Genomic DNA, 26743 nt, shown 5'->3' with positions numbered 1-26743 from the left:
GAGTTCAGGAAGACCTACCCGCCCAGGCGGTCAGCGCGTCAACACGCTCGTCTCTGCGCGCGTCGGCGTCGGTGGTGCGGGTGGCCCACGCAACGTGACCGTCGGGGCGTACGAGAACCTCGTTCACCCCGTCGAGGTCCGCGTGCTCGTCGTGCCGGGTGACGGTGACGGCCGTGACCCGCGAGCCCCAGCCGGCCTCGACCGCCTCCCGAAGGGCCGGGTCACCGGTCAGCGACAGCAGCACGAAGCGGCCCGGGGGGAGCAGTTCGTAGACCCGCGTCGCCTGCGAACCGGCGGCGGTCAGCCCGATGTCGGGCATGCGCCGCCCCACCAGCGGATCGGCGCCCGGGGTCACCGGTGGATATCCGGTGCCGAGCGCGGAGACCTGATCGGCGAGCCGGCGGTTGACCTCCGCCATGCCCAGCAGCTGGTCGAGGAGTTTGCGCAGGGCCGCGGCCGGGCGCTGGTACTGCTCGACGAGTGTCAGCTCCGCCAGCAGAGTCTGGACCTCGGTGTTCTCGGTGACCGACTGGCCGACCGGCCGGCGCTCCGCGTCGTAGCTGTCGAGCAGCCCCGGTGGCGCCCAGCCGTTGATGACGGCCGCCAGTTTCCAGCCGAGGTTCATGGCGTCCTGGAGACCGGTGTTGAGGCCCTGGCCCGCCGCGGGGAAGTGGATGTGGGCGGCGTCTCCCGCCAGCAGGACGCGTCCCGAACGGTAGCTGTCCGCGAGCCGGGTGGCATTGCCGAAGCGCGACAGCCAGCGGGGCTCGGCGACCCCGCAGTCGGATCCGGTGATCCGGGTGAGCGACGCACGGAACTCCTCCAGGGTCACGGGCTCCCCGGCCGGCACCCGCATCCGCTCCGGATCCAGGTAGACGATCCGGGTGAGCCCTCCCTCCAGCGGCACGACGAGCACGCCACGGGCCCGTGCGGCATCGAGGGCGCTGGGCCGTGGGTCGATGACCGCGACGTCCCCGAGCACCCCGGTCAGCGTTTCGTCGGTCCCGGGGAAGTCGATCCCCGCGGCCTGCCGTACGAGGCTACGGCCGCCGTCGCACCCGACCGCGTACCGGGCGCGCACGGTCTCGGTGCCGCCCCCTGGACCGTGCACTTCCAACTCGACCCCGTCGCCGTCCTGGCTCACGCCGAGGGCCTTGTATCCCCGGCTGATCGCCACACCCAGCTCGCGCGCCCGCTCCTCCAGGATCGCCTCGGTGCGTGCCTGGGCCAGGAAGAGGGTGTAGTTGTGCCGGGAGTCGAGAGCGCGGAAGTCCAGTGGTGTCCGCAGTCCGGCGAAGTGCCAGCCCGGCACGGTCCGGCCGAGCGGGAGGAACCGGTCGAGCAGGCCCCGCTGGTCCAGCAGTTCCACGCTGCGCGGGTGCAGGCTCAGCGCCCGCGAATCGCGCTGCGGTTCGGTGCGGCGCTCCACGATCCGGGTCCGTACGCCCGCCAGTGCCAGCTCGCAGGCGAGCATCAGCCCGGTCGGGCCCGCGCCCACGACGATCACATCGGTGTTCATCGGAGATCTCCTCCCATATTTAGTGAACGGTGTTCACGTGAACGATGTTCACTATAGTGAGGTGCATGAGCTCCCCGTCAAGCCCGACCAGAGGCCGGCCCGCCCGGCTCGACCAGGCCCGCACCGTCCATACCGCCCTCGACCTGCTGAACGAGTCCGGTCTCGACGCGCTGACCATGCGCCGGCTCGCCGATGCGATGGGCGTCCGGGCCGGTGCGCTGTACCGCTACTTCGCGACCAAGCAGGACCTGCTCACCGCGATGGCCGAGCGCATGGTCGACGGCGTCGCCGACGCCGCCGGGCCGACGGGGGACGGCGACTGGAACGAGAGAGCGGCGCGCCTCGCCCGCGCGCTGCGCACGGCCCTGCTCGCCCATCGCGACGGCGCACGCGTCTTCGCCGGTACTCACTCGACCGGCCCGAACACCCTGGGCTTCGCCGACAGCTTCGTCGGCGAGCTGCGCGAGGCGGGCTTCGGCGACGTCGAAGCCGCGCGGGCGCTCTACGCGGTGACCAACTTCACCGTCGGACACACCCTGGAGGAACAGGCCGCCCTCCGGCCCGGGGACGGCGGGCCCACCGATGCGGGTGTCCTGCGCGAGGCGGTGGTGACAGAGACGTATCCGCACCTCGCTGCCACCCTGCCGGTGCTCACCAGTACGGACTTCACGGCACACTTCGAGTTCGGACTGCGACTGCTCCTGGACGGACTGCGTGCCGTCCGGCGGTGAACCGATCCGGTCGTCGTTGCCTCTATCCCGGCAAGGATCGGCGCTCTGCGGAGTTCACCAGACCTCCGGCCCGGCTCTGGACATCGGGAGAAGGGACCACGATGACATTACGTCGGCTCGTCGGCACAGGCACAGGCACAGGTGCAGGTTCAGGAACCGGGAGAACTGCGCGCTGGGTGCTCGCCGCCGCTCTTCTGGTGGGCGCCTGTCCGACGGCTGCGAGCGCGTCTGCGGCAGCGTCGGCCGGGACGGAGGCCGCCCCCGCGTCCACCGCGATCGTCAACGGCCGAGTGGGCGTCGTCACCGAGACCTACGACCTGGGCGACGAGGCCTTCAGGGACCCCACCACCGGCACCGTCAGTGAGATACGCGCGGTGGTGCACCGCCCGAGCACCGTGCGTGGAAAGCTGCCACTGGTGGTTCTCTCTCACGGGTCGTGGTACGGGTGCACCGATCCCGACGCTCAACAGTGGCCGTGCGAGAGAGGCACGCCCTACCCCAGCCACCGCGGCTACGACTACGTCGGGCAGGCACTCGCACAACGCGGCTTCATCGTCGTCTCGCTCAGCGCGGGCGCCATCAACATGACGTCCTTCGACTACGGGGACCGCGCCCGACTGATCAACGAACACCTGCGCCTGTGGCAGCAGTTGTCCCGGGGCCAGGGTGTTCTGGCCCATCGCCTGCCCGCGTTGAGCAGCCATGTGGACATGCGGCGCGTCGGAACCGTGGGGCACTCGCGGGGCGGCAAGGGCGTGATGTGGCAGGCATCCGCCAAGCACCGGAACGAGGTACCCGACGGTGTCCGCGTTGCCGCCGTCCTGGCCCTCGCACCCGTGAAGTTCGACGACCCGGAGGGGGACAACAGCGACACCCTGGTCACGGACACCCCCGTGGCTGTGGTCACCTCCGGCTGCGACGGCGCGGTGGGCGAAGCGGGGCAGCAGTACCTCGACGACGCCGAGGGACACTCCTCCGCACCGGCCTACTCCGTCTCGCTGCACGACGGTAACCACAATTTCTTCAACACCCAATGGAGCCCCCCTGCCCCACTGGGCGAGGACGACAGCACCTGCCCGAAACGCGGACTCGCCCCTACGACTCAGCAGGACGCCTTCACCCCGTACGCCACGGCGTTCTTCGAGAAGCACCTCAACGGCAATCCAAGGGGCGAGCACCTGCTCACGGGCAGGCAGCCCCTCCCCGGCGTGAAGTCAACGACCCGCGTGGTCGAACCGGTCAGGCACTGAGCCACAGGGGGACGGTCACTGAGGGGAGGCGGGTGGTCCAGGGACGGCTGTGTCATTCGTGAAGGCGTCCAGGATGCGTTCCGCGGCCAGGGTCGCCGTCACTCCGCCCTCCCTCACCTGCTGTTCGAGCCGCGGAGCGAGAGACCGGACGGCCGGGTCGGCGTGCAGCCGGCCCAGCAGTTCGTCGCGGACCATGGTCCAGACCCAGTCGACCTGCTGGGTGCGGCGCTTGGCGGCGAGGCGGCCGGTGGAGTCATGTAGCGTGCGGTGCTGTTCCAGACGCTCCCAGACGGTGTCGAGGGCGGTCGACTCGCGCGCGCTGCAACTGAGCACCGGCGGCGTCCAGAAGGCGTCCTTGCCGTGCATGAGCCGCAGGGCGCCCGCCAGTTCACGCGCGGCCGTGCGGGCGTCGCGTTCGTGCGGGCCGTCCGCCTTGTTGACGGCGATCACGTCCGCGAGCTCCAGCACGCCCTTCTTGATGCCCTGCAACTGGTCGCCGGTGCGGGCCAGGGTGAGCAACAGGAAGGAGTCGACCATGTCGGCGACGGCCGTCTCGGACTGGCCGACGCCGACGGTCTCCACCAGCACCACGTCGTAGCCGGCGGCCTCCATCACCACGATCGACTCGCGGGTCGCCTTCGCGACGCCGCCGAGCGTCCCCGCGGTGGGGGAGGGGCGGACGAACGCCGCCGGGTCGACGGCCAGGCGTTCCATCCTGGTCTTGTCGCCGAGGATCGATCCGCCGGTCCGGCTCGAGGACGGGTCGACGGCCAGGACGGCGACCCGGTGGCCGAGCCCGGTCAGCATCGTGCCGAAGGTGTCGATGAACGTCGACTTGCCCACGCCCGGCACGCCGCTGATCCCGATCCGCCGGGCCGTGCCGCTGTGCGGCAGCAGCTCGGTCAGCAACTGCTGTGCGAGCGACCGGTGTTGGGGGCGGGTGGACTCGACGAGGGTGATCGCACGGGCGACGACCGCGCGCTTGCCGTCCAGGACGCCCTTGACGTACGCGTCGAGTTCGAGGGCCATCACGTCACCGGCTCACAGCTCGCCGTGGCCGAGACCGGCCGCCAGCCGTCCCACCAGGTCACGGGCCGCGTCCGGGATCACCGTGCCGGGCGGGAACACGGCCGCCGCGCCCATCTCCAGCAGGGTCGGCACGTCCTGCGGCGGGATTACCCCGCCCACGACGACCATGATGTCCTCCCGCCCCTCCTCGGCGAGCGCCTCGCGCAGCGCCGGGACGAGGGTGAGGTGCCCGGCGGCCAGGGACGACACCCCGACGATGTGCACGTCCGCCTCGACCGCCTGGCGGGCCACCTCGGCCGGGGTCTGGAACAGCGGGCCGACGTCCACGTCGAAGCCGAGGTCGGCGAAGGCGGTGGCGATGACCTTCTGGCCACGGTCGTGGCCGTCCTGGCCCATCTTGGCGACCAGGATGCGCGGCCGGCGCCCCTCGGCCTCGGCGAAGGCGTCCACCACCGCCCGGGTGCGCTCCACGGCCGGCGACTCGCCCGTCTCGTTGCGGTACACACCGGAGATCGTACGGATCTGACCCGCGTGCCGCCCGTACACCTTCTCCAGGGCGTCGCTGATCTCCCCCACGGTGGCCTTCGCGCGAGCCGCGCGCACCGCCAGCTCCAGCAGGTTGCCCTCGCCGCCGGCCGCCCGGGTCAGCGCGTCCAGCGCGTCCCGGCACGCGATCTCGTCCCGCTCCTCGCGCAGCCGCCGCAGCTTGGCGATCTGCCGGTCGCGCACCGAGGAGTTGTCGACCTTGAGCACCTCGATCTGCTCGTCCGAGTCCACCCGGTACTTGTTCACGCCGATCACCGGCTGCCGCCCGGAGTCGATCCGCGCCTGGGTGCGGGCGGCGGCCTCCTCCACCCGCAGCTTGGGGATGCCCGCGTCGATGGCCTGCGCCATGCCGCCCGCCTTCTCGACCTCCTGGATGTGCTGCCAGGCGCGGCGCGCGAGGTCGTACGTCAGCTTCTCCACGTAGGCGCTGCCGCCCCACGGGTCGATCACGCGGGTCGTGCCGGACTCCTGCTGGAGCAGCAGCTGGGTGTTGCGGGCGATGCGCGCGGAGAAGTCGGTGGGCAGCGCGAGCGCCTCGTCGAGGGCGTTGGTGTGCAGCGACTGGGTGTGGCCCTGGGTGGCGGCCATCGCCTCCACGCAGGTGCGCGTGACGTTGTTGAACACGTCCTGCGCGGTCAGCGACCAGCCGGAGGTCTGCGAATGCGTACGCAGGGACAGCGACTTGACGTTCTGCGGGTCGAACTGCTTGACCAGCTTGGCCCACAGCAGCCGGGCGGCGCGCAGCTTGGCGATCTCCATGAAGAAGTTCATGCCGATCGCCCAGAAGAACGACAGCCGCGGCGCGAAGGCGTCCACGTCCAGGCCCGCCTCCCGGCCCGCCCGGATGTACTCCACGCCGTCGGCGAGGGTGTACGCCAGCTCCAGGTCGGCCGTCGCGCCGGCCTCCTGGATGTGGTAGCCGGAGATGGAGATGGAGTTGTAGCGGGGCATCCGCTGGGACGTGTACGCGAAGATGTCGGAGATGATCCGCATCGACGGCTTCGGCGGGTAGATGTAGGTGTTGCGGACCATGAACTCCTTGAGGATGTCGTTCTGGATGGTCCCGGCCAACTTCTCGGGCGGCACGCCCTGTTCCTCCGCCGCCACGATGTACAGCGCGAGCACCGGCAGCACGGCGCCGTTCATCGTCATCGACACGGTCATCTTGTCCAGCGGGATGCCGTCGAAGAGTTGCCGCATGTCGTAGATCGAGTCGATCGCCACGCCCGCCATGCCGACGTCACCGGTCACCCGCGGGTGGTCACTGTCGTAGCCGCGGTGGGTGGGCAGGTCGAAGGCGACCGACAGGCCCTTCTGCCCTGCCGCCAGGTTGCGGCGGTAGAACGCGTTGGACTCCTCGGCCGTGGAGAACCCCGCGTACTGACGGATCGTCCACGGCTGATTGACGTACATCGTCGGATACGGGCCGCGCAGGTACGGGGCGACGCCCGGGAAGGTGTCCAGGAAGTCCAGACCCTCCAGGTCCTGCCCGGTGTACAGCGGCTTGACCGTGATCTGCTCCGGCGTCTCCCAGAGGAGGTCGTCGCCGTCGGCGGCCTTCTTCACGGCCGCGCGCCACTCGTCGAAGCCGTCGGCGTCGGCGGTCGGAGTCCCCAGCTCGATCGCCGAGAAGTCGGGGATGGACATCAGGACACTCCCATGCGGTCGAGGGTGGCGGACAGCACGGCGACGGCGTCGCAGCCTGCGAAGACGTACGTGTCCACGCCCGTGTACGGCCCCGGACGGCCCGCGAGGAACACGTGCTCGGCGCCCTCCTTGCGCAACGCGGCGGCGGTGGACTCGGCCTGCTCCCCGTACAGCGCGTCGCTGGAGCACAGGCACACCTCCCGCGCCCCGCTCCCACCGAAGTCCCCTTCGGTGACGGTTTCGATGCCGCCGGCCTGGAAGAGGTTGGCGGCGAAGGTGAGCCGGGAGGTGTGGGCGGCGGCCGGGCCGAGCGCGGCCAGGTGGACACGGGGCCGGGCGCCGGTCGCGGCCAGGTGGGCATCCGAACGGGCGCGCAGCGCCTCGAACGCCTCGTCCCGCCGCACCCGGGGCAGGCCCCCGGACGGAGGTTCGGGCGCGGGCTCGCGCACGACGGGCTTCTCGGCCAGATGCGGGAACTCGCTGACCCCGGTGACCGGCTCCCGCCGCTTCGCCAGCTTCGCGCTGCGCACGGCCCAGGTGTCCGCCAGCCGTTCGCCGACCGTGCCGGAGCGCAGGGCGGCCGCCTGCCCGCCGGCCCGCTCGATGTCCTGGAAGAACGTCCAGGCGGCGTGGGCCAGTTCGTCGGTCAGCCGTTCCACGTACCAGGAACCGCCCGCCGGGTCGATCACCCGGGTCAGGTGCGACTCCTCGATCAGGATGGTGGAGGTGTTGCGGGCGATACGGCGCGCGAACGCGTCCGGCAGACCGAGCGCGTGGTCGAAGGGCAGCACGGTCACGGCGTCGGCGCCGCCCGTCCCGGCGGCGAGGGCGGCCACCGTGGTGCGCAGCATGTTCACCCACGGGTCGCGGCGCGTCATCATCACCGGCGAGGTCACCGCGTGCTGCAGCTGCGCGCCCTCCCGCGGCGCCCCGCAGACCTCCGCCACCCGCGCCCACAGTCGACGTGCGGCGCGCAGCTTGGCGATGGTCAGGAACTGGTCGGCGGTAGCGGCGTACCGGAACTCCAGCTGTGCCAGGGCCTGGGCGGTGTCCAGTCCGGCCGCTGTCAGGTCGCGCAGATAGGCCAGACCCGTCGCCAGGGAGCAGCCCAGTTCCTGAGCCGCCGAACCGCCGGCCTCGTGGTACGGCAGCGCGTCCACGGTCAGGGCCCGCAGTCTCGGGTGGCGTGCGGCGCACAGCCGGGCCAGCTCGGCCACGGGGGCAGTCTCGTACGACTTGCCGGTACGGGCCTCGTGGCCCAGCGGATCGGCGCCGAGGTTGCCCCGTACGGCGTCCGCCGGGACGTCCCGCTCCTCGTACAGGCGCAACAGGGCCCGCGCGGCAGGCTCGAAGGCGTCGCCCGCCTCCAGGACGACGGGAGCGAGGTCGAGGTAGACGCCGTCGAGGGCGCGGTCGAGCGCGGTGACCGGGATGCCGGCGGACTCGCCGACGACCAGCCACAGGGAGGTGACGCCGTTCTCGAGGTCGGTCATGACCGACGCGCCGTCGGCCACGGTGTGTCGCTGGCGCACGTCCCAGCCGCCGATGCGGCCGGCCTGGGCGCGGCCGCCGCGCACGAAGGGCGCGAGGCCCGGCAGGCCGGGGTCGGGGGCGGCGTCGCGCGCGGTGTACAGGGGGCGTACCCGCAGGCCGTCCTCGAGCGCGGTGGACAGGGCGTCCTCCGCCTCGTCGTCCGGCACCTCCCTGCCCGACTTGCGCAGCACGCCCGCCACCAGGTGCTGCCACTGGTCGTGTGTCGCGTGAGGGAACTCGGCGGCGAGACCGAGTCCGTCGTCAGGCAGGAGCGTCATGCTCGGATGTTAGGTCAGGCTGGCAGACGAGCAGCAGAGGGAGCCGTTGTGACCTTGTTCTCTCTGCGTGTGTGACATGAGCCGCTCACGCGCACCTCTGCTCACTCCCACCCTCATCAGGGCACGGCGGGAAGGTCGGTGAGGGCCGGATGACGTGGTGCGAGGAAGACGACCGGTGTACGCCCGGCCGCGGCGACGTCGGCGGACGGGAAAACGGCCTGCCGCCAGCCGCGGCAGCGGAAGAAGGGAAGCGTTGTGCGGTCCCGGGCATCGGGCGCCACGGTCAGGTCGGTGACCTGCACCCCTCCCGCCAGCCACTCCCGGGAACGCCGCACGCCGAGCGCTGGATGCGGCATGGCGCGGTCCGCCGACCGGACGGCCGTGCCGAAGCCGCACAGCCGACTGCCGATGCGTGCCGTCACGGCCAGGAAGCCGGGTGCGGTGGCGTCCCGGACGATGCGGTCACGCACCTCTTCGACCCGCGCTTCGACTTGGTGCGGGGTGTGAGCCTTGGCCGAGAGGCGCCTCAGGTGGGCGAACTCCTCGACGAGCACGAGTGCCGGCTCACCCGGGTAGACGGTGGTGGCGACGGCGTGGGTGACGGTCATCTTCCCTCCGGCGGGGATGGTCGCCCACAGCGATGTGCCGCGTCAATGGGGCCGCGCCGTCCGCGTTCCTAGCCTGCTCTGCCGGGGAACGGGCGTGCCTCCGCCGCCGTGACCGCCGCCCCGGCCCGTACGCCGTGCAGGACGTGGGCCAGCACCTCCGCACCGCGCACCACGCGGGGTCCGGGCCGGTTGAAGTAGGCGGGGCCGTCGAGGACCCAGACCTGCCCGGCCCGTACGGCGGGCAGGTCCTGCCAGCCCGGGAGACGGGTGAGCAGACCGGTCTCCCGCAGGGTGCGCTCGGGAGGGAAGCCGCACGGCAGGACCAGCACGGCGTCCGGCCGTGCGGCGCGTACCGCCTCCCACGTCATCGGCTTGGTGTGTTCGCCCGGACCGGCCAGCAGCGGGTCTCCGCCGGCCGCCGTGATCTGCTCGGGCACCCAGTGCCCGGCGGGCCACAGCGGGTCGAGCCACTCGATCGCCACGACCCGGGGCCGGTCGCGCCCGGCGACCGCAGCGCGGACCGCGTCCAGGCGGGCCGTCAGCTCGGCCCGTTCCCGCTCGGCGCGCTCGCGCACGCCGAGCAACTCGCCGACGGTGACCAGGCAGTCGAGTACGCCGTCGAGGGTCCGCGGTTCCAGGCTGAGGACGCGGGTGTCCGCGTCGATACGGCGGACGGTGCCGCTGACCCTCTCGTACGACACGGCGCACACGTCGCACAGGTCCTGGGTGAGCACCACGTCGGGACGGAGCGCCGCCAGCCGTTCGGTGTCGAGCGTGTACAGCGACGACCCGGTGTGGGCCGAGCCGCCGACCGCGTCCGAGATCTCCCGGCTGCTGAGCCGGTCCTGGTCCAGGTCGGCGCCGGTCACCACGGGGACCGGCGCCACCTCCCGGGCCGGCCAGTCGCACTCGTGCGTGCGGCCAACCAGCTGATCGGTCAGTCCGAGGACGGCCACGATGTCGGTCGCGGCGGGCAGCAGGGAGACGATGCGCATGCCCGCGACCCTACGTCGCGGTCGACGAGGTCAGGCGCCCCAGCGCAGGGGGATCGTGTCGCCGACCTTCCACGTGCCGGTGCCGCTGTTGGCCTTGCCGTTGAGGGGGGTGAAGGAGCCCTGGCTCACCCATTGGGGTGCTCCCGGGGTGACCGGTACGGGCGGCGTGGCCGTGCAGCCACTGCCCGCCACCGCACGCAGTCCGTCGATGGAGGCAGCACGACAACATCCGAGTCGTCGACCTGGGCCGGAGCGACTGAACCGTCCGAGCCGGAACTGTGGCTTCCACCACAGCCAATGCGATCTTGTCCTGGTGAGATTGCCGGATGCTCGGTTTCCTCCTCCGGCTCCTGCCCTTCTGGGTTCGCGAGCCTCTGTTCATCGTGGTCGGGGCCGTTTTCGGCGTACGCCTGATGCATCTCGCCCTCCGCGACGACGAATGGGTGTTGGCCGGGATCGGCGTGGTGTTCCTGGTGTTCACCGCGGTGCGCGTCCAAACGGTGGTCCGTGCCCTGCGCGCTCGCCGGAATCCGAGCCCGGCGGCCTCGACGGACGGGGCGGCGTCCTCCGCCCCTGTCCAGCCGCAGACGCAGTCGCAGCCGCAGCCGCAGCCGCAGACTCACGCTCCAGCAGCGCAGCGTCCCGCCCCGGCCGCTCCGGAGAAGGAACCCAACGCGTGGGCCCAGGCCATCGCTGCCGTGGCCGTGTTCGCGGCGCTCGCGGCCGCGGTGTGGCTGGGCCCCCGTCTGCAGCCCTCCGACGAAGACAGCACGCCGCAGGCCGCCTCGTGTTCGAGCGGGGAGGGCGAGGAACTGCCGAGCGCCTACGCGAAGAACCCCGAGGCGGTGACCGGCGACGAGCTGTGCAAGGCGCTCAACCTGCCCGACCTGGCCCAGCTCCTGGGAACGCCCGCCGAGACCGCCACCGTGGCGTCCGGCACGAGCAACACCGCGCCCCTGACGGACGGGAAGGTCGCCCAGCCGGAGGCCGAGGTCCAGTTCGACACCTACACCGTGAACGTCTCGGCCACGTACAACAAGCTGTCCATCGCCCAGTACGTGAACCTGATGAAGTACGGGGAGGAGACGGACGTCAAGACGCTCGAGGTCCTCGGCCGGCCCGCGGTCCTCGCGTCGGATCACACGATGAAGATCGAGATCAATCTCGGGAGCGGCGGATCCGGCGGGCCGGTCGAGCAGGGCCCGCTGGCCAGAACGCTGTCCGTGGCCTTCGACGCGAAGGACCGGGGTGGCTACTTCGACATCACCGTGTGGAGCAAGACCGGAGCCCTCCCGGACGACAGCGCCCTCCTCGACATCGCCGAGAAGATCCTGCCGACGATCCCCGAACGGAGTGTGTGAGAGGCGGTCGGCGATCGATCCGTGGTCAGCCTTGAGACTCCTGCGGTTTGGCATCGACCTCGCGCAGGCTCTGGTCCTTGAGCTCGGTGCGTGCCTCGGTGCGGTGCCCCCGGGCGATGTAGTCACGCACCACGGCTTCGACGGCGTCCTGGGGCGAGCCGACCCCGGCAAGGACCATCACTTCCACCACCAGTTCGGCATCGAGACTGATGTTGACCTTGGCCACGAGCGTCCCCCTTCGTCGGACCGGGACTCTAACAGCCACACAGCATCGACTCGCTTGCCGGCGTTGCAGGACTACCTAGGGTGTGCGGCATGACGCTGCAACTTGTTCAGGTGAACTTCAAGGCCCATCGATCTCGTCCGCGTCCCGGACCCGGAGACCGTGAAGTACCGCGTCCACATCGCGCTCGCCACGACCTCCGACACCCACCGGACGGAGTTGATCGCACGTGCGAAGGAGCTCGGGGCGACGCTCGCGGACGTGGGCCAAGGCGACGCACCGTGGACGTTGATGGCCGACCCGGAAGGCAACGTGTTCAGCGTCCTGGAGCCCCAAGAGCCCTACCGGGACACCGGGCCGATAGCCGCCGTGGTCGTCGACTGCGCCGACCCGCGGGCCATGGTCCGGTTCTGGGGCGAGGCGATTGACTGGACCCTCCACGAGCTGACCGACGACCGCGCCCTGCTGCGCTCCGTCAAGGGTGTCGGGCCGTACCTGGAGTTCCGCCGGACGCCTGACGACGACGTCGTATGGAACCGCGTCCATCTCGACGTGATGTCCGACCCCGTCGAGGACCAGGCGAAGCAGGTCGCCCGACTCGAAGCCCTCGGCGCGACCCGGGCCGACGTGGGCCAGGGCGACGTCTCCTGGGTCGTCCTGGCCGACCCGGAAGGCAACGAGTTCTGCGTCCTCGGCCGGGGCTGACGGGCACTCCGAGAAGTGAGCCGGGAATCGGTATGGCTCGGCACGCGGCCGGCACGGCGCTGAAACTCGCTCCGCGATCTCTCCTCGGTATCGGAGGCCGACCGGCCGGGACGGCACGTGTTCCGTCCCAGTGGGCTGATGATCAGTATCCACTGCGTGCGTGACCAGTTGGAAGCCGTCGAACACGCGCAATCCGCAGGCACTTGCGCAGGGACGGTATCCGGGCGGCAGGGCGCCCGCCTCCGACCGCGACGCCTACAGGCAGCGCAACACAGTCGGTAATCCGAACGAGACTGCCCAGGGGCCGCTTTCCAGCCACCGCTGACGCATGTGTCATACTCAGCGCCGCTCGTAGCAATATCGGACCGGGGGGCCGCGTGCACGCCATATCTCTGCAAGCCCCTTACCTGGACACGGCCGCGGATCAGCTCTGCTTCTCTCTGGACCTGACCGAACGGCCGGCGCTTGCCGAACGGGAGGTGGCCGTGGGAGGGCTTGCCGTGCGACTGAGGCTGCTCGGCGCGTCCCATCAGGTCTTCGCAGGCCCGGTGCGGGAGACCGTGGCGTGCCTGCCGGAGGCGGTCAGGGGACTGCCGGCGACGCACACCCGGCGGTTGGCGGGGTGGACGTACGACTTCAGCGCCGACACGGCATGCCTCGGACCCGAGGAGTTCAGCGCCCGGGTCGCGGACGCCCTGAGCCGCGCGGACGCGGCGGAGCACAGCCTGTGCGGGGTCTTCCCCGGGTCTCCGGAAGCAGTGACGGCGGTGGTCGTCGAGGCGCGCGGCAAGCGGTCCGGCGCGGGGCTGGCCTGGCGTACCTGGCACAGCTACCCGCAGGACGGGCACATCGTATCGACCCACAGCCGGCTGGAGGCTCGATGAACAGCACCCGACACCTACGCGGGGCGGTGACGGCCGTGCTGGTCACGGTCCTGCTCTCCGCCTGCTCCAGCGATGGGGAGGACGGCGTCCCGCGCAACTGGATCGGCGATACCTACTCCGCCGGCGGGAGCGGGTGGCTCGACAAGAACAGCTCGCCGGCCAAGGTCGCCGCCGCGATCGACGACCACCGCGACGCCCTCGACCGGGCGTCCGGCGGCGGCATGGAGTTCCTGCGCTACGGCGACGACATGGTGACCGTCTCGCCGTACAAGAGCGGCAGCACGATCGAGATCGAGGACTACCGCAACGGCTACCGCCGGCATCACCAGCACCTCACCTACTGGCCCAACCCGAGCAGCTTCCGCGGCGGCGGCCCCGGCTCCGGCAAGTGACGCTCGGCGCCCCCCGATCCTGACGACGCCCTCCCCAGACGCCCTCCAGAAAGGCAACGCAGTGACCGAGATCTTCGAGTCGGCCGGGCAGGCCCTGCTCTACGGGGTCGTGGGCCTCGCCGTGATGGCCGTCGGCTTCGTCGCCCTCGACCTCGTCACGCCCGGCAAGCTCTTCCACGTGGTGTGGCGGGACCGCAACCGCGGCGCGGCCGTGCTCCTCGGCGGCCAGTCCGTCGCGGTCGGGCTGGTCATCATGTCGGCCATCCAGGCCAGCGAGTCCGAGGAGGGCCTGGGATACGGCCTGTTCAGCACGCTCCTCTACGGTCTGGCCGGGGTGCTGGTGATGACGCTGGTCGGCATCGTCATAGGCATGCTGACGCCGGGTCAGATGGGCGCGGTGGCCCTCGACGACGGCGACGACCGCTCGCACCCCGCCGCCTGGGTCCAGGCCGGCATGTACCTGGGCACCGCCGTCATGGTCGGCGCGGCCCTCTCCTAGGACCACCACGAGGACCACCCCCCCCATGAGCTCCACCCTGGACGACCGCGCCACCGCGACGCCCTCGCGCCCCCCGGCCCACCACCACACCCGGGGGGCGCGGTTCCTGCTGCTGCTCTCCGTCTTCCTCTGCGCCGCCTGCGGCCTCGTCTACGAACTGGCCCTGACCGCGCTGGGCAGCTACCTCATCGGCAACTCGGTGCTGCAGACCTCCGTGGTCATCTCCGTGATGGTCTTCGCCATGGGCGTGGGCTCGCTGGCTGCCAAACCGCTGCGCCGCCATCCCATCGTCGCGTTCGCGGTGCTGGAGGGGGTGCTCGCGCTGGTCGGCGGCCTGTCCGTCCTGATGCTGTACGCGGCCTTCGCCTGGCTCCAGCTCTACATGCCCGCGATGATCGTGGTGGCCCTGGTGGTGGGCCTGCTCATCGGCGCCGAGATCCCGCTGCTGATGACGTTGCTCCAGCGCATCCGCAAACAGGAAGCGAGCAGCGCCGTCGCCGACATGTTCGCCGTCGATTACATCGGCGCCCTCGTCGGCGGCCTGTGCTTCCCGCTGCTCCTGCTGCCGACCTTCGGCCAGCTGAAGGGCGCGCTGGTGGTCGGCGTGGTCAACGCGATCGCCGGTGTCATCGTCGTGGTGTTCATCTTCCGCCGCCAGACCGGCCGGCTGGTCCGGGCCGGGCTGCTGGCCGGCGTCACCGTGGTGCTCGCCGCGCTCGGCACGACGTATGTGCTGGCGGACGACCTGGAGGTGACTGCGCGGCAGCACATGTACGCGGACCCGATCATCCACTCCGAGACCACGCAGTACCAGGACATCGTGGTCACCCGCTCCACCGCCTTCACCGGCGGCCCCGACGTACGGCTCTTCCTCAACGGCGACCTTCAGTTCAGCTCGGTCGACGAGTACCGCTACCACGAGTCGCTGGTCCACCCCGCGTTGTCCGGCCGCCGCTCCAACGTGCTGATCCTGGGCGGCGGTGACGGGCTCGCGCTGCGCGAGGTGCTGCGCTACGAGGATGTCCGGCATGTCACCCTGGTCGAACTGGACCCGGCGGTGACCCGGTTGGCGCGCACCTTCGAGCCGCTGCGCAAGCTCAATCACGGTTCGCTGGACGATCCGCGGGCCGAGGTCGTCAACGCGGACGCCTTCACCTGGCTGCGCGAGGCCCGGCAGCGGTACGACGCGGTGATCATCGACTTCCCGGACCCGGACTCGGCGTCGCTGGCGAAGCTGTACTCGGTGGAGTTCTACCATCTGCTCGGCCGGGTACTGGCGCCGCACGGCCAGGTCATGGTGCAGAGCGGATCGCCGTTCTTCGCCCCCAAGACCTACTGGTCGATCGCGAAGACGATCGAGACGGCCGGGTACGCGACGACGGAGTTCCAGATCGACGTGCCGAGCTTCGGCAACTGGGGTTTCGTCCTCGCCGCCCCCGGCACCGAGGCCCCGCCGCTGCGGCTCGCCCAGGACACGCCGAAGCTCCGCTACCTGGACGAGGCGGTGCTGAAGGCGGCCACCGTGTTCCCCGTCGACCGCCGCCGCACCGACGTACGGCCGAGCACCCTGATGGATCCGGCGGTGCTCGAATACGTTCTGGACGAGTGGCGCGACTACTGAGTCAGGCGGGGTGCCCGCCGACGGTCGCCGGCGCGTCGCGATCGGCGGGCGATTCAGGAGCACGTTCCCATCCTGCGGTACTCGCCCAGCGCACCGGCCGCCTCGGGTCGACGAAGGCCTTGTCGGCCGGGACGAGTTCGGCGGTGCCGCCCGTGTGCTCGGCTCGATCAGCCGCAGGGGCCCGAGCTCCCTTGCCATGACGAGGGCCCGGAGTCACCAAGGTCGTGCCGCTCGCGGCGTCCTGGAATAGGTGTGAGAAATACCTGACACTGTCAAGTAAATCTCGCACTGCCAAAGCCCCTTGCTGCCTGGATACCTTCAGGGCCACACCCCCACCACCAGCGCGGGCCCAGGGTTCACGCCGTCAGAATGCAAGGAGAAAGTGCGTGTTTGAACGCATAGCCGAATTGGCGATCCGCCGGTCCCGGCTGGTACTCGTCATCACCGCTGTGGCCGTGGTCCTCATGGGAGTTCTGGGCGCCGGCGCGTTCGGCAAGCTCCTGCCTGGTGGCTTTGACGATCCGTCCTCCCAGTCCAGCAAGGCCAAGACGGTCATCAGCGACAAGTTCGGCGGGGAGTCCAACCTGGTCCTGCTGGTCCGTGCCCCCGAGGGCGGCGTCGACGCCGAGGCCGTCAAGCGGCAGGGCACGAAGCTGGCGGCCGATCTCAAGAACGAGGACACGGTTGCGAACGTCATCTCGTACTGGGACACCGGCAACCCGGACCTCCGTTCCAAGGAGGGCGACCAGGCGATGGTGCTCGCCCATGTGAAGGGCGGTGACACCAAGGAGCGGGAGAACGCCAAGGAGATCATCGACGAGTACACCGGTGCGAAGGGCGCCGGGCTCACCGTCGAGGCCGGCGGCACCGCGGCCGTGGGTGACGACATGGGGACCTACTCCTCCGAGGACCTCGTCCTTGCCGAGGCGATCGCGCTGCCCCTGACCCTCCTGCTGCTCCTCTTCGTCTTCGGCAGTGTGGTCTCGGCCCTGCTGCCGCTGGTCATCGGGCTCATCGCGATCGTGGGTACGTTCGCGGAACTCTTCCTCCTCGGCAGCGCCACCAGTATCTCCATCACCGCCACCAACCTGACCACCGCCCTGGGACTCGGTCTCGGCATCGACTACGCGCTGCTGATGGTCAGCCGGTTCCGCGAACAGCTCGCGAAGGGCGCGAGTGTGGACGACGCCGTCCGGCACACCGTGAACACCGCGGGCCGTACGGTCGCCTTCTCCGCCGCCACGGTAGCGGTCGCGCTCGCGGCGCTGCTGGTGTTCCCGCAGTACTTCCTGCGCTCCTTCGGGTACGCCGGGGTCGGTGTCGTCGCCATCGCCGCCATCAGCACCCTGTTCGTGATGCCGGCCCTGCTCAAGGTCCTGGGACACCGGGTCAACAAGGGGCAGCTGCCCTGGGCGAAGAACGCGAAGCGGCACGACTCCAGGGTCCCCTTCTGGGGTCGGCTGGCCCGTACGGCCATGCGGCGTCCGGCCCTCACCGCGCTGCCGGTGCTCGCGGTGCTGCTGCTGGCGGCGAGCCCGCTGCTGGGCATCACCATCGGTATCGCCGACGAGCGCTCCCTGCCCGAGGACGCCAAGAGCCGCCAGGTCTCGGCCGCACTGGAGAAGAACTTCAACGGCAGTGACGCGGCGGCCATCCACGTGGTCATGGACAAGGCCGTCGGCAAGGCGCCGCTGGACTCGTACGCGGGCAAGCTCTCGGAGCTCGACGGCGTGGTCCGCGTCGAGGCGTCCACCGGGACCTACACCGACGGGCAGGCCGCGGCGCCCAGCCCGCGCAACGCCGCGCTCGGCCGCCCCGAGGCGCAGCGGATCAACGTGGTGAGCGACCTGACACCGATGTCGGACGCCGCCCAGGACCTGGTCAAGGACGTACGAGCGGTCGAAGCACCCGAGGGGACAGACCCCTTGGCGGGCGGCAGGGACGCCGCACTGGTCGACTCCAAGGACTCCATCACCAGCCTGATTCCGCTGGCCGGCGGCCTGATCGCCCTCACCACCTTCATCCTGCTGTTCCTGTTCACCGGCAGCGTGGTGCAGCCGCTGCGGGCGCTGGTGCTCAACATCGTCAGCCTGGGAGCGGCCCTCGGCGTCATGACGTGGATGTTCCAGGACGGCCACCTCTCCGACCTGTTCGGCTTCACTCCGCAGCCGATGGAGGTGTCGATGACGTTGCTGATGTTCTGCATCGCCTTCGGCCTCTCGATGGACTACGAGGTGTTCGTCACCAGCCGGATCAAGGAGCTGCACGACGAGGGCGCGGACAACGAGACCGCGGTGGTCAACGGGCTCGGCCACACGGGACGCATCGTCAGCGCGGCGGCCTGCCTGCTGGCGGTCAGCTTCTTCGCCTTCGGGACGGCCGGCATCAGCTACATGCAGATGTTCGGTCTGGGCAGCGGACTGGCCATCCTCATCGACGCCGTCGCCGTCCGCGGCGTGCTCGTGCCCGCCGCGATGCGCGTGCTCGGCCGCTCGGCCTGGTACGCGCCGCCGTTCCTGCGGAAGGTGCACGACCGCTTCGGCCTCAGCGAGGGCGGCCACGAGCCGGCACCCGTGGCGGAGCGGACGTACGAGAAGGACCCCACGGGAGTCTGATCCCGCCGACAGTGATCACCCCCAGCGGCGCCCGGTCCCGGCAGTGACAGTCGTGTCACTGCCGGGACCTTCGTCCTCCGCGTCCGCGGGTCGCGTGCGGAGCGTGTGCGGCAGCGGATGCGTACCCCGGGTGTCTGCAGGAACCTGGAAGCATGACAGAACCGCTCGTACCTCCCGAGGAGACCCCTCCCGCCGAAGGCTCCACGGCCGAGGCCCACGAGGAGCGCCCCGACGGCGGCATCTGGGAGCACCCCCGCATCTGGACGTGGATCATCCTCATCGGCGCGGTGATCTTCGCCGGCTTCTTCGTCGCCCGCGCCGTGTCACTCATGTGACCGGCTCCGTCCGTCAGCCGAAGTCGTCGGGGACGATGCGGAGCTTCTCCGCGATGCGCGCGAGGGCCTTCTGGTCGCTGGTGTTGAGCGAGTCGAGGACGATGCCGCGTACGGAGCGCAGGTGGGTGGGCGCTGCCTGGTGCACGGTGTCGAAGCCGGTGTCGGTGAGTGCGGCGAGCGTATAGCGGCCGTCGGCCGGGTCGGGGGTCCGTACGACCCAACCGCGCTGTTCACAGCGTTTGACGACGTTGGACAGGCGGGAGAGGGATCCGCTGGCGAGGAACGCGAGCTCTCCCATCCGCAGCTTGCGCTGCGGAGCCTCGGAGAGGTGGCTGAGCACGAGGTACTCGAACAGGGTGAGGCCGTGCTCCTGCCGCAGCGGTGACTCCAGCTTGCCGGGCAGCAGCAGGACGAGGGAGATCAGCCCCGTCCACGCCGCCTTCTCCTGCTCGTCGAGCCATCGCAGGTCCTGATCGTCCTCGTGTTCTCCGGTGCCGCTCATGCGCCCTCCGTCATCACTTTGCGCTTGAAGTCATCGCTTGCTAGTCTCACTTTACGCGTGAAGTCATGCGACAGGAAACGCGGCCCTATGGACAGGAAGAGGGACCACCATGAGCACCGTCACCTTCGGCGTCACTCCGGGCTTCGGTGAGAAGCTCCACGAGGCCCTCGGCTACAGCGGAGCCGTCCGCGTCGGCGACCGGGTGGAGATCTCCGGCCAGGCCGGAGTGGACGACGATCTGGTCATCCCCGACTCGCTGGAGGACGAGATCATCCAGGCCTTCGACAACGTGGAGCGCACGCTCGCCACGGTCGGCGCGACGTGGAAGGACGTCATCCACGTCAACTCGTACCACAAGGTCGCACCGGGGGACGACGCCATCGGCGACGACCACAACAGGGTCATGGCCGAGCAGTTCCGCCGCCGCCTCGACGGCCGCGCGCCGATCTGGACCGAGACCGGCGTCACGGTCCTCGGCCTCGCGGCCATGCGCGTGGAGATCCGCGTCACCGCCGTCGTCGGCTAAGCGTGCCGCTCCGTGTAGTGCCCCCGGAGCAGGTCCGTTCCCCAGTCGTGGCGGATGTGGCGCCAGACCGAGTGGGCGTGGTTGCCGTCGTCCTGGGTGTTGTCGTACTCGATGAGGAAATCCGGGGCGCGGACGCAGTAGTAGTGCCGGTCTCCGGGGACGAGGCCGCCGGCCCAGGCGAAGGAGACTGAACCCAGTCCGCGAGTCACGGCGTCCGACCAGCACTCCCGCGCGTACGCCGCGGGCGCGCGGTCGAGATAGCGGCGCACCAGGGACTCCAGGAGGCGCTGCTGGCCGGGCGTCATGCGGTCGTGGGTCAGGCCGTCCGGCAGGGCGGTCGGATCGGCGAACGGATCGTCCCGGGTCAGGATGTCGTCCGGCGGCGTGGCGGCGAAGACCGCCGCGGCCCGCGCACCGCCGTCCAGGCCCGTGATCAGCTCTCTGGCCAGGTCCTCCTCCGGGCCCAGGAGCCGGCGGCCGGCCTGGGGGCCGCTGCCGATGCGGGCCGGTTCCGAGCCGACGAAGTGCGGCGTCACCCGGATCCCGGCCGCCGTGACCAGTACGTGTACGGCGAGGTGGTGGCCGTTCATCCGCCAGCCCCACGGTTCGTCGCCGTCCGGGTCACCGAGCAGCCGCACCCAGTAGCGGTCCGCGCCCACGGCCCCCTGCTGGGCGCGGCGATGCCGTTCCACCTCGATCGCCCCGCGCGCCAGCTCCGCTCCCGGCACGCTGTGCGCCGTGGCCAGGAGCGCGTCGACCGCCTCGCGCTGCCGGTCGTCGAGTCCCTCGGTGGAGAGCCCGGGGCGCGGGCCCGGCAGGTAGGTCCACTCGCGCAGCTCCGGCGCGTCCAACCGGTCGGGCCCTGCGCGCAGTTCACGCACCTGCTCCGGCTTCAGGGCGGCCAGCAGCGCACGTGCCGCCTCCCGCATCCCGGAGGCGATGTGCTTCGACGGAGTCTCGCCCACGCTTCTCCTCCCGCTGACGGCCACTCGGCCGGCGACGGGCTTCATTCTGCGCGCAGAATCCCGTACCCGCATGCCTCCGCGGTCGGGAAGCGCTCACCCCGCACGCGCTCGCCGTCGCCCTCGGACGGGCCGGACGTGTCTGCCCGCATCTATTGCACATATATTGCAGTTGCGGACCATGTGCAGAAGGAGATGTGCCCGATGGGCGGACCAGTGGTACTCGGGATCGAATCCTCGTGCGACGAGACCGGAGCCGGGATCGTCCAGGACGGAAGGCTGCTCGCCCACGTCGTGGCGTCGAGCATGGACGAGCACGCCCGCTTCGGCGGGGTCGTGCCCGAGATCGCCGCCCGGGCGCATCTCCAGGCGTTCAACCCGGTCGTGCGTGAGGCCCTCGACCAGGCAGGGCTGGGACTCGGCCGGATCGACGCCGTCGCCGTCACGACCGGCCCCGGGCTCTCCGGCGCCCTCCAAGTCGGCCTCGCCGGAGCCAAGTCGCTCGCCTACGGGGCGGGGGTGCCCCTGTACGGGGTGCATCACCTGGCCGGACACGTCGCCGCGGACACGCTGGAGCACGGGCCGCTGCCCACTCCGTGCGTCGTGCTGATCGTCTCCGGCGGACACACCTCGCTGCTGCTCGTGCGGGACCTGGTGCGTGAGCCGATCCTGCACCTCGGGGACACCCTCGACGACGCGGCGGGGGAGTGCTTCGACAAGGTCGCCCGCATCCTCGGCCTGCCCTATCCGGGCGGGCCCGCGATCGACCGCGCGGCACGGGAGGGCGACCCCCGCGCCGTCGACTTCCCCCGCCCCCTCACGCGCCCCGGCGACGACCCGTACGCCTTCTCCTTCTCGGGGCTCAAGACGGCCGCGGCCCGATGGGTCGAGAGGCAGCGGCTGCGCGGTGAGGAAGTGTCGGTGGCCGACGGCGCCGCCGCCCTGCAGGAGGCCGTCGCGGACGTGCTGACCCGCAAGGCGCTCGCCGCCTGCCGTGCCCACGACGTGAGGACACTGATCGTCGTCGGCGGTGTGGCCGCGAACTCCCGGGTCCGGGGCCTGGCCGAGGAACGCTGCGCCACGGCCGGGATCGAGCTGCGAGTGCCGCCCATGACGTTGTGCACGGACAACGGCGCCATGATCGCGGCCGTCGGTGACCTCCTCGTCCGCGCCGGCGCCGAGCCCGCGCCACTGGAGGTGTCCATCGATCCGTCCGCGCCGCTGGAGTACGCCTCGCTGACGCCCCTCCCGGCCCGCGCACCACAGGTCGCCTGAGGCCCGCCGTCGCCGCTCGCGACACCCGGCCCGCGCCCCCGACCCCGCGTCTTCCGACCCCTCCACCGGAGCAGTGAGACCCTTGCGTACCGCCGACATCCGCCAGCGCTTCCTCGACTTCTTCGCCGCGCGCGGCCACACCGTGGTGCCCAGCGCGCCGCTGCCCACCCCCGATCCGACACTGCTGTTCGTCAACGCGGGCATGGTGCCGTTCAAGCCCTACCTGACCGGCGAACAGGCCGCGCCGTACCCCCGGGCCACGAGCGTGCAGAAGTGCATCCGCACGCTCGACATCGAAGAGGTCGGCAAGACCACCCGGCACGGCTCGTTCTTCCAGATGAACGGCAACTTCTCCTTCGGCGACTACTTCAAGGAGGAGGCCATCGCCCTCGCCTGGGAGCTGTCGACGCGGCCGCAGGCCGAGGGCGGCTACGGGCTGGACCCGGAGAAGATCTGGGTGACCGTCCACCACTCCGACACCGACGCCCGCCACATCTGGCGCGAGGTCGCGGGTCTGCCGGACGAGCGGATCGTCGCCCGAGGGGACGAGGACAACTTCTGGTCCATGGGCGTGCCCGGACCCTGCGGCCCCTGCTCGGAGCTGTACTACGACCGGGGACCCGCCCTCGGCCGCGAGGGCGGCCCGGCCGTCGACGAGGACCGGTACATGGAGTTCTGGAACCTCGTCTTCATGCAGTACGAGCGCGGCGAGGGCACCGGCAAGTCCGGCTACCCGATCCTCGGCGAACTGCCCCGCCGCAACATCGACACCGGCATGGGCCTGGAACGGATGGCCACCCTCCTCCAGGGCAAGGACAACCTACCTGTACGAGATCGACGAGACCCGGCCCGTCCTCGACCGGGCCGCCGACCTCGCCGGCGTCCGCTACGGCGCCGGCCCGCAGGCGGACGTCCGCCTCCGCGTGGTCGCCGACCACGTCCGCACCGCCCTCATGCTCCTCGCCGACGGCACCACCCCCGGCAACGAGGGCCGCGGCTACGTCCTGCGCCGCATCCTGCGCCGCTCGGTCCGTTCCATGCGCCAGCTCGGCTTCCAGGATCCCGTCCTGCCGGAGTTGCTGCCGGTCGCGCGCGACTGCATGGCCCCCTCGTACCCGGAGGTCACCGAAGCGTTCGCCCGGATCGCCGACCAGGCGTACGGGGAGGAGGACGCCTTCCGTACCACCCTCAAGCAGGGCACCACAGTCCTGGACACGGCCGTCACCAAGGTCAAGGAGGAAGGCGGCCGTTCACTGCCCGGCGCGCAGGCGTTCCTGCTCCACGACACCTACGGCTTCCCCATCGACCTCACCCTGGAGATGGCCGCCGAACAGGGCGTCGAGGTCGACCGCGACGGCTTCACCGCCCTGATGAACGAGCAGCGCGAGCGGGCCCGCGCCGACGCCCGGGCCCGCAAGTCCGGCGGCGCGGCCGACACCGCCGCACTCCGCGCTGTGCTGGACGCCCACGGGCCGACGGACTGGCGGGCCTGGTCCGCCCTCACCACCGAGTCGACCGTCCTCGCCGTCCTCGGCGCGAACGGGACCGCCCCGGTGGCCCGGGAGGGCGAGCTCGCCACCGTCGTCCTCGACCGCTCCCCGTTCTACGCCGAGTCCGGCGGCCAGGACAGCGACGCCGGACGGATCTCCGGCGCCTCCGGCGAGGCCGAGGTCATCGACGTCCAGCGACCCCTGCCCGGCCTGGTCGTCCACCGCGTCCGCGTCACGGCGGGTGAACTCGCCACCGGGGACGCGGTGGTGGCCGCCGTCGACGCCGAGTGGCGGCTCGGCGCCCGCCAGGCCCACTCCGGCACCCACGTCCTGCACGCCGCGCTGCGCGAGATCCTCGGCCCGAACGCCCTGCAGTCCGGCTCCTACAACCGCCCCGGCCACCTCCGCCTCGACTTCCCCTGGCGCGGCGCCCTCTCCCCGGCCGTCCGCGGCGAGATCGAGGAGGCCGCCAACCGCGCCCTGCGCCGCGACCTCGCGGTGGACGTCCGCTGGATGACCCTCCCCGAGGCCAAGGAACTCGGCGCGCTCGCCCTGTTCGACGAGACGTACGGCGAGCAGGTCCGGGTCGTCGAGATCGGCGGCGCCTGGTCGCGCGAGCTGTGCGGCGGCACCCACGTCGAGCACGCCGCGCAGATCGGCACCGTCGCCCTCACCGGCGAGTCCTCCGTCGGCGCCGGGATACGCCGGCTGGAGGCCGCGGTCGGCATCGAGGGCTTCGGCTACCTCGCGCGCGAACGCGACCTGGTGAGCCGCGTCGCGGAACAGCTGAACGCACCCCGCGCCGAACTGCCCGACAGGATCGCCGCCCTCCTGGACCGGCTCAAGGCAGCCGACCGGGAGAACGCCCGCCTCAAGAGCCGGGCCACCACGGTCCGTGCCACCGAACTCGCCGGGCAGGCCGTCGACGCCGGCGGCACCCTCGTCGTCACCACCACCGCCGAGGGCGGCGCCGACGAGGCCCGCGCCCTGGCCCTGGCGGTACGCGACCGTCTGCCCGGCACCACGCCCGGAGCCGTCGCCGTGGGAACGGACCACGGCGCGGTCGTCGTGGCCCTCAACAAGAAGGCCCGGGAGGCCGGGCTGAACGCGGCCACGCTGGTCAAGGCGCTCCTCGACGGCCGCGGCGGCGGATCCCCCGACCTGGCCCAGGGCGGCGGCCTGCCCGCCGGCCGGGTCACCGGCGTCCTCGCCACCCTGCCACGGCTCGTCGCCGGACACTGACACCGAGCGGGAGAGCCCGGGGCCCGGCGCAGGGCCCTCCCGGCGCCTGCCCGCCGCGCGGCACTGGATTTACTAGGACGTCCAACTATATAGTCGCGAGTACAAGGCCCGCGGTGCAGGGAAGCCGGTGTGATTCCGGCACGGTCCCGCCACTGTGACCGGGGAGTACGCCGTCGAGCGGTACGCCACTGACGAGTTGGATGTCGGGAAGGCGGACGGCGCGCGCTGATCCGGGAGTCAGGATACCGGCCGCGGGATGTTCCGTGTTTTCCACGAGGATGGAGCTGACACGCATGGCACCGGTGTGCACCCACGACCCTGGTGAACCCGCCCTCTGACGGGATTCCGGCCATACGCGACTCGCGCCCTCCGGCACCCGTACGCCACCGGCGTGCGCGTGCGGGACCGGTGCGCCATCCCCGGATCCCTCCTGACGAGAGCAGGCAGTCATGGTCCGCGAGCACGAACGCGCCTCCGTGCGCGAGTTGACCCACTTCGTCGGCGGCAAGCACACCCCGGGAACCTCGGGGGCCCACGGCGAGGTGTACGACCCCAACACCGGCGAGGTCCAGGCCCTGGTGCCCCTCGCCAACCGCACCGAGACGGAGGCGGTCATCGCCGACTCCGTCAACTCCCAACGCGAGTGGGGCGAGTGGAACCCGCAGCGCCGCGCCCGGGTCCTCATGCGGTTCCTCCAGCTGGTGGAACAGGAGAAGGACGCGCTGGCCCGGCTGCTCTCCGCCGAGCACGGCAAGACGATCGCCGACGCGCACGGCGACCTCCAGCGCGGCCTGGAGGTCGTCGAGTTCGCGGCGGGCATCCCGCACCTGCTCAAGGGCGAGTTCACCGACAACGCCGGTACCGGCATCGACGTCCACTCCCTGCGCGCCCCGCTCGGCGTGGCCGCCGGCATCACGCCGTTCAACTTCCCCGCGATGATCCCCCTGTGGAAGGCCGCCCCCGCCCTGGCCTGCGGCAACGCCTTCATCCTCAAGCCGTCGGAGCGAGACCCGTCCGTCCCGCTGCGGCTCGCCGAACTGTTCCTGGAGGCCGGGCTGCCGCCCGGTGTCCTCAACGTCGTCAACGGTGCCCGGGAGACCGTCGACACCCTCCTCGAAGATCCTCGCGTGGCGGCGCTCGGCTTCGTCGGTTCCACCCCGGTCGCCGCGCACGTCTACGCCACCGCCGCCGCCCACGGCAAGCGCGCCCAGTGCTTCGGCGGCGCCAAGAACCACATGATCGTGATGCCGGACGCCGACCTCGACCAGGCCGTCGACGCCCTGATCGGGGCCGGTTACGGCTCGGCCGGCGAGCGCTGCATGGCCATCTCCGTCGCCGTGCCGGTGGGCGAGGACACCGCCGACGCCCTCGTGGCCCGGCTGAAGGAGCGCATCGGCTCGCTGCGGATCGGCCGCAGCGACGACCCCGAGTCCGACTTCGGCCCCCTGGTCGGCCGGGACGCGGTGGACCGGGTCCGCTCCTACGTGGACCTCGGCGTCGAGGAGGGCGCCGAACTCGTCGTGGACGGGAGGGACTTCGTCCTTGAGGGGCACGAGAACGGCTTCTTCGCCGGAGCGTCGCTCTTCGACCGGGTGACCCCCGCCATGCGCGTCTACCGGGAGGAGATCTTCGGACCGGTGCTGTCCGTCGTACGCGCCGCCGACTACGAGGAGGCCCTGCGCCTGCCCAGCGAGCACCCCTACGGCAACGGCGTGGCCCTCTTCACCCGCGACGGCGACACCGCCCGCGACTTCACCCGGCGGGTGAACACCGGCATGGTCGGCGTCAACGTGCCCATCCCGGTGCCGGTCGCCTACCACACCTTCGGCGGCTGGAAGCGCTCCGGCTTCGGCGACCTGAACCAGCACGGCCCTGACGCCGTCCGCTTCTACACCCGGACGAAGACGGTCACCTCACGCTGGCCCGCCGGCCTGAGGGAAGGCGCGAGCTTCACGATCCCCACGATGGGCTGAGC

Annotated in this window: 21 protein-coding genes, 3 pseudogenes and 1 riboswitch; of the genes and pseudogenes, 14 read left to right on the top strand and 10 right to left on the bottom strand. The window is 71.2% G+C overall.

What is annotated here, in order from left to right; genetic code table 11:
• Window positions 1–4 precede the first annotated feature (4 nt).
• A complete protein-coding gene (locus ACFC1X_RS17135) occupies window positions 5–1519 on the bottom strand; it encodes a monooxygenase (protein ID WP_376354226.1) in 1515 nt (504 codons plus the stop codon).
• Between the two features lie 65 nt (window positions 1520–1584).
• On the opposite strand from ACFC1X_RS17135, the gene ACFC1X_RS17130 reads away from it, so the two are divergent.
• Both ACFC1X_RS17130 and ACFC1X_RS17125 read left to right on the top strand, forming a co-directional pair.
• The gene (locus tag ACFC1X_RS17130; protein ID WP_376354223.1) at window positions 1585–2250 is read left to right on the top strand and encodes a TetR/AcrR family transcriptional regulator C-terminal domain-containing protein; all 666 of its coding nucleotides are present in this window, start codon (window positions 1585–1587) and stop codon (window positions 2248–2250) included.
• A 176-nt stretch (window positions 2251–2426) separates the two neighbouring features.
• Window positions 2427–3500, top strand: coding sequence for an alpha/beta hydrolase family protein (locus ACFC1X_RS17125; protein ID WP_376354220.1), 1074 nt, complete (start codon window positions 2427–2429; stop codon window positions 3498–3500).
• A 15-nt stretch (window positions 3501–3515) separates the two neighbouring features.
• Here ACFC1X_RS17125 and meaB read toward each other — a convergent pair whose 3' ends face one another.
• From meaB to ACFC1X_RS17095, 6 genes and pseudogenes are all read right to left on the bottom strand, one after another.
• Window positions 3516–4529, bottom strand: coding sequence for a methylmalonyl Co-A mutase-associated GTPase MeaB (gene meaB, locus ACFC1X_RS17120; protein ID WP_376354219.1), 1014 nt, complete (start codon window positions 4527–4529; stop codon window positions 3516–3518).
• Window positions 4530–4541: 12 nt separating this feature from the next.
• Entirely contained in the window at window positions 4542–6722 is a 2181-nt protein-coding gene (gene scpA / locus ACFC1X_RS17115) for a methylmalonyl-CoA mutase (protein WP_376354216.1), read from the bottom strand.
• Window positions 6722–8533 (bottom strand): methylmalonyl-CoA mutase family protein, encoded by a 1812-nt coding sequence (locus tag ACFC1X_RS17110; protein WP_376354213.1) that lies wholly within the window; start codon window positions 8531–8533, stop codon window positions 6722–6724. Before ACFC1X_RS17110 ends, scpA begins: the two co-directional genes overlap by 1 nt.
• 116 nt (window positions 8534–8649) lie before the next feature.
• Window positions 8650–9141 carry a hypothetical protein gene (locus tag ACFC1X_RS17105; RefSeq protein WP_376354210.1) on the bottom strand — a complete coding sequence of 164 codons (492 nt, stop codon included), beginning with the start codon at window positions 9139–9141 and terminating at the stop codon, window positions 8650–8652.
• Between the two features lie 68 nt (window positions 9142–9209).
• A complete protein-coding gene (locus tag ACFC1X_RS17100; RefSeq protein WP_376354208.1) occupies window positions 9210–10136 on the bottom strand; it encodes a cobalamin-binding protein in 927 nt (308 codons plus the stop codon).
• A gap of 30 nt (window positions 10137–10166) precedes the next feature.
• Window positions 10167–10352 (bottom strand): annotated as a pseudogene (locus ACFC1X_RS17095) (hypothetical protein); the annotation flags it as partial.
• A 110-nt stretch (window positions 10353–10462) separates the two neighbouring features.
• On the opposite strand from ACFC1X_RS17095, the gene ACFC1X_RS17090 reads away from it, so the two are divergent.
• Window positions 10463–11497 carry a DUF6215 domain-containing protein gene (locus tag ACFC1X_RS17090; RefSeq protein WP_376354205.1) on the top strand — a complete coding sequence of 345 codons (1035 nt, stop codon included), beginning with the start codon at window positions 10463–10465 and terminating at the stop codon, window positions 11495–11497.
• A 25-nt stretch (window positions 11498–11522) separates the two neighbouring features.
• Here ACFC1X_RS17090 and ACFC1X_RS17085 read toward each other — a convergent pair whose 3' ends face one another.
• Window positions 11523–11723 carry a type II toxin-antitoxin system VapB family antitoxin gene (locus ACFC1X_RS17085; RefSeq protein WP_376354202.1) on the bottom strand — a complete coding sequence of 67 codons (201 nt, stop codon included), beginning with the start codon at window positions 11721–11723 and terminating at the stop codon, window positions 11523–11525.
• A 126-nt stretch (window positions 11724–11849) separates the two neighbouring features.
• On the opposite strand from ACFC1X_RS17085, the pseudogene ACFC1X_RS17080 reads away from it, so the two are divergent.
• From ACFC1X_RS17080 to ACFC1X_RS17050, 7 genes and pseudogenes are all read left to right on the top strand, one after another.
• A pseudogene (locus ACFC1X_RS17080) lies at window positions 11850–12425 on the top strand (VOC family protein); the annotation flags it as partial.
• 377 nt (window positions 12426–12802) lie between these two features.
• On the top strand, window positions 12803–13309 hold the full coding sequence (locus tag ACFC1X_RS17075; RefSeq protein WP_376354200.1) for a DUF2617 family protein: 507 nt from the start codon (window positions 12803–12805) through the stop codon (window positions 13307–13309).
• On the top strand, window positions 13306–13701 hold the full coding sequence (locus tag ACFC1X_RS17070) for a DUF4247 domain-containing protein (protein ID WP_376354197.1): 396 nt from the start codon (window positions 13306–13308) through the stop codon (window positions 13699–13701). The genes ACFC1X_RS17075 and ACFC1X_RS17070 overlap by 4 nt, the downstream gene beginning before the upstream one ends.
• A 61-nt stretch (window positions 13702–13762) precedes the next feature.
• Window positions 13763–14200 (top strand): DUF350 domain-containing protein, encoded by a 438-nt coding sequence (locus ACFC1X_RS17065; protein ID WP_376354195.1) that lies wholly within the window; start codon window positions 13763–13765, stop codon window positions 14198–14200.
• A 25-nt stretch (window positions 14201–14225) separates the two neighbouring features.
• Window positions 14226–15821 carry a polyamine aminopropyltransferase gene (locus ACFC1X_RS17060; RefSeq protein WP_376354192.1) on the top strand — a complete coding sequence of 532 codons (1596 nt, stop codon included), beginning with the start codon at window positions 14226–14228 and terminating at the stop codon, window positions 15819–15821.
• Between the two features lie 386 nt (window positions 15822–16207).
• Window positions 16208–18436, top strand: a complete 2229-nt coding sequence (locus tag ACFC1X_RS17055) for an MMPL family transporter (RefSeq protein ID WP_376354189.1) — start codon at window positions 16208–16210, stop codon at window positions 18434–18436.
• Between the two features lie 152 nt (window positions 18437–18588).
• Window positions 18589–18771, top strand: a complete 183-nt coding sequence (locus ACFC1X_RS17050; RefSeq protein WP_376354186.1) for a DUF6480 family protein — start codon at window positions 18589–18591, stop codon at window positions 18769–18771.
• A gap of 13 nt (window positions 18772–18784) precedes the next feature.
• Here the strand turns inward: ACFC1X_RS17050 and ACFC1X_RS17045 are convergent, their stop codons facing one another.
• Window positions 18785–19273, bottom strand: a complete 489-nt coding sequence (locus tag ACFC1X_RS17045) for a MarR family winged helix-turn-helix transcriptional regulator (protein WP_376354183.1) — start codon at window positions 19271–19273, stop codon at window positions 18785–18787.
• Between the two features lie 109 nt (window positions 19274–19382).
• Here ACFC1X_RS17045 and ACFC1X_RS17040 point away from each other — a divergent pair, with 109 nt between their 5' ends.
• Window positions 19383–19799 carry a Rid family hydrolase gene (locus ACFC1X_RS17040; RefSeq protein WP_376354180.1) on the top strand — a complete coding sequence of 139 codons (417 nt, stop codon included), beginning with the start codon at window positions 19383–19385 and terminating at the stop codon, window positions 19797–19799.
• Here the strand turns inward: ACFC1X_RS17040 and ACFC1X_RS17035 are convergent.
• Complete coding sequence (locus tag ACFC1X_RS17035) at window positions 19796–20764, bottom strand: DUF3500 domain-containing protein (RefSeq protein WP_376354177.1); 969 nt, start codon at window positions 20762–20764, stop codon at window positions 19796–19798. The two genes, ACFC1X_RS17040 and ACFC1X_RS17035, sit on opposite strands and share 4 nt — an antisense overlap.
• 201 nt (window positions 20765–20965) lie before the next feature.
• Between ACFC1X_RS17035 and tsaD the strand changes: the two genes are divergently transcribed.
• The 3 genes and pseudogenes from tsaD (at window position 20966) to ACFC1X_RS17020 (ending at window position 26741) form a co-directional block, all read left to right on the top strand.
• Entirely contained in the window at window positions 20966–22036 is a 1071-nt protein-coding gene (gene tsaD, locus ACFC1X_RS17030; RefSeq protein ID WP_376354174.1) for a tRNA (adenosine(37)-N6)-threonylcarbamoyltransferase complex transferase subunit TsaD, read from the top strand.
• 82 nt (window positions 22037–22118) lie between these two features.
• A pseudogene (gene alaS, locus ACFC1X_RS17025) lies at window positions 22119–24768 on the top strand (alanine--tRNA ligase).
• Between the two features lie 87 nt (window positions 24769–24855).
• A riboswitch (cobalamin riboswitch) is annotated at window positions 24856–25037 on the top strand.
• A 180-nt stretch (window positions 25038–25217) separates the two neighbouring features.
• On the top strand, window positions 25218–26741 hold the full coding sequence (locus ACFC1X_RS17020) for a CoA-acylating methylmalonate-semialdehyde dehydrogenase (RefSeq protein ID WP_376354171.1): 1524 nt from the start codon (window positions 25218–25220) through the stop codon (window positions 26739–26741).
• Window positions 26742–26743 lie beyond the last annotated feature (2 nt).

It is taken from the genome of Streptomyces sp. NPDC056128 (assembly GCF_042263835.1).
In the GTDB taxonomy this organism is placed as follows: domain Bacteria; phylum Actinomycetota; class Actinomycetes; order Streptomycetales; family Streptomycetaceae; genus Streptomyces.
Note: the sequence above shows the minus strand (reverse complement) of the source record. Positions and strands in the feature narration are given on the sequence as shown.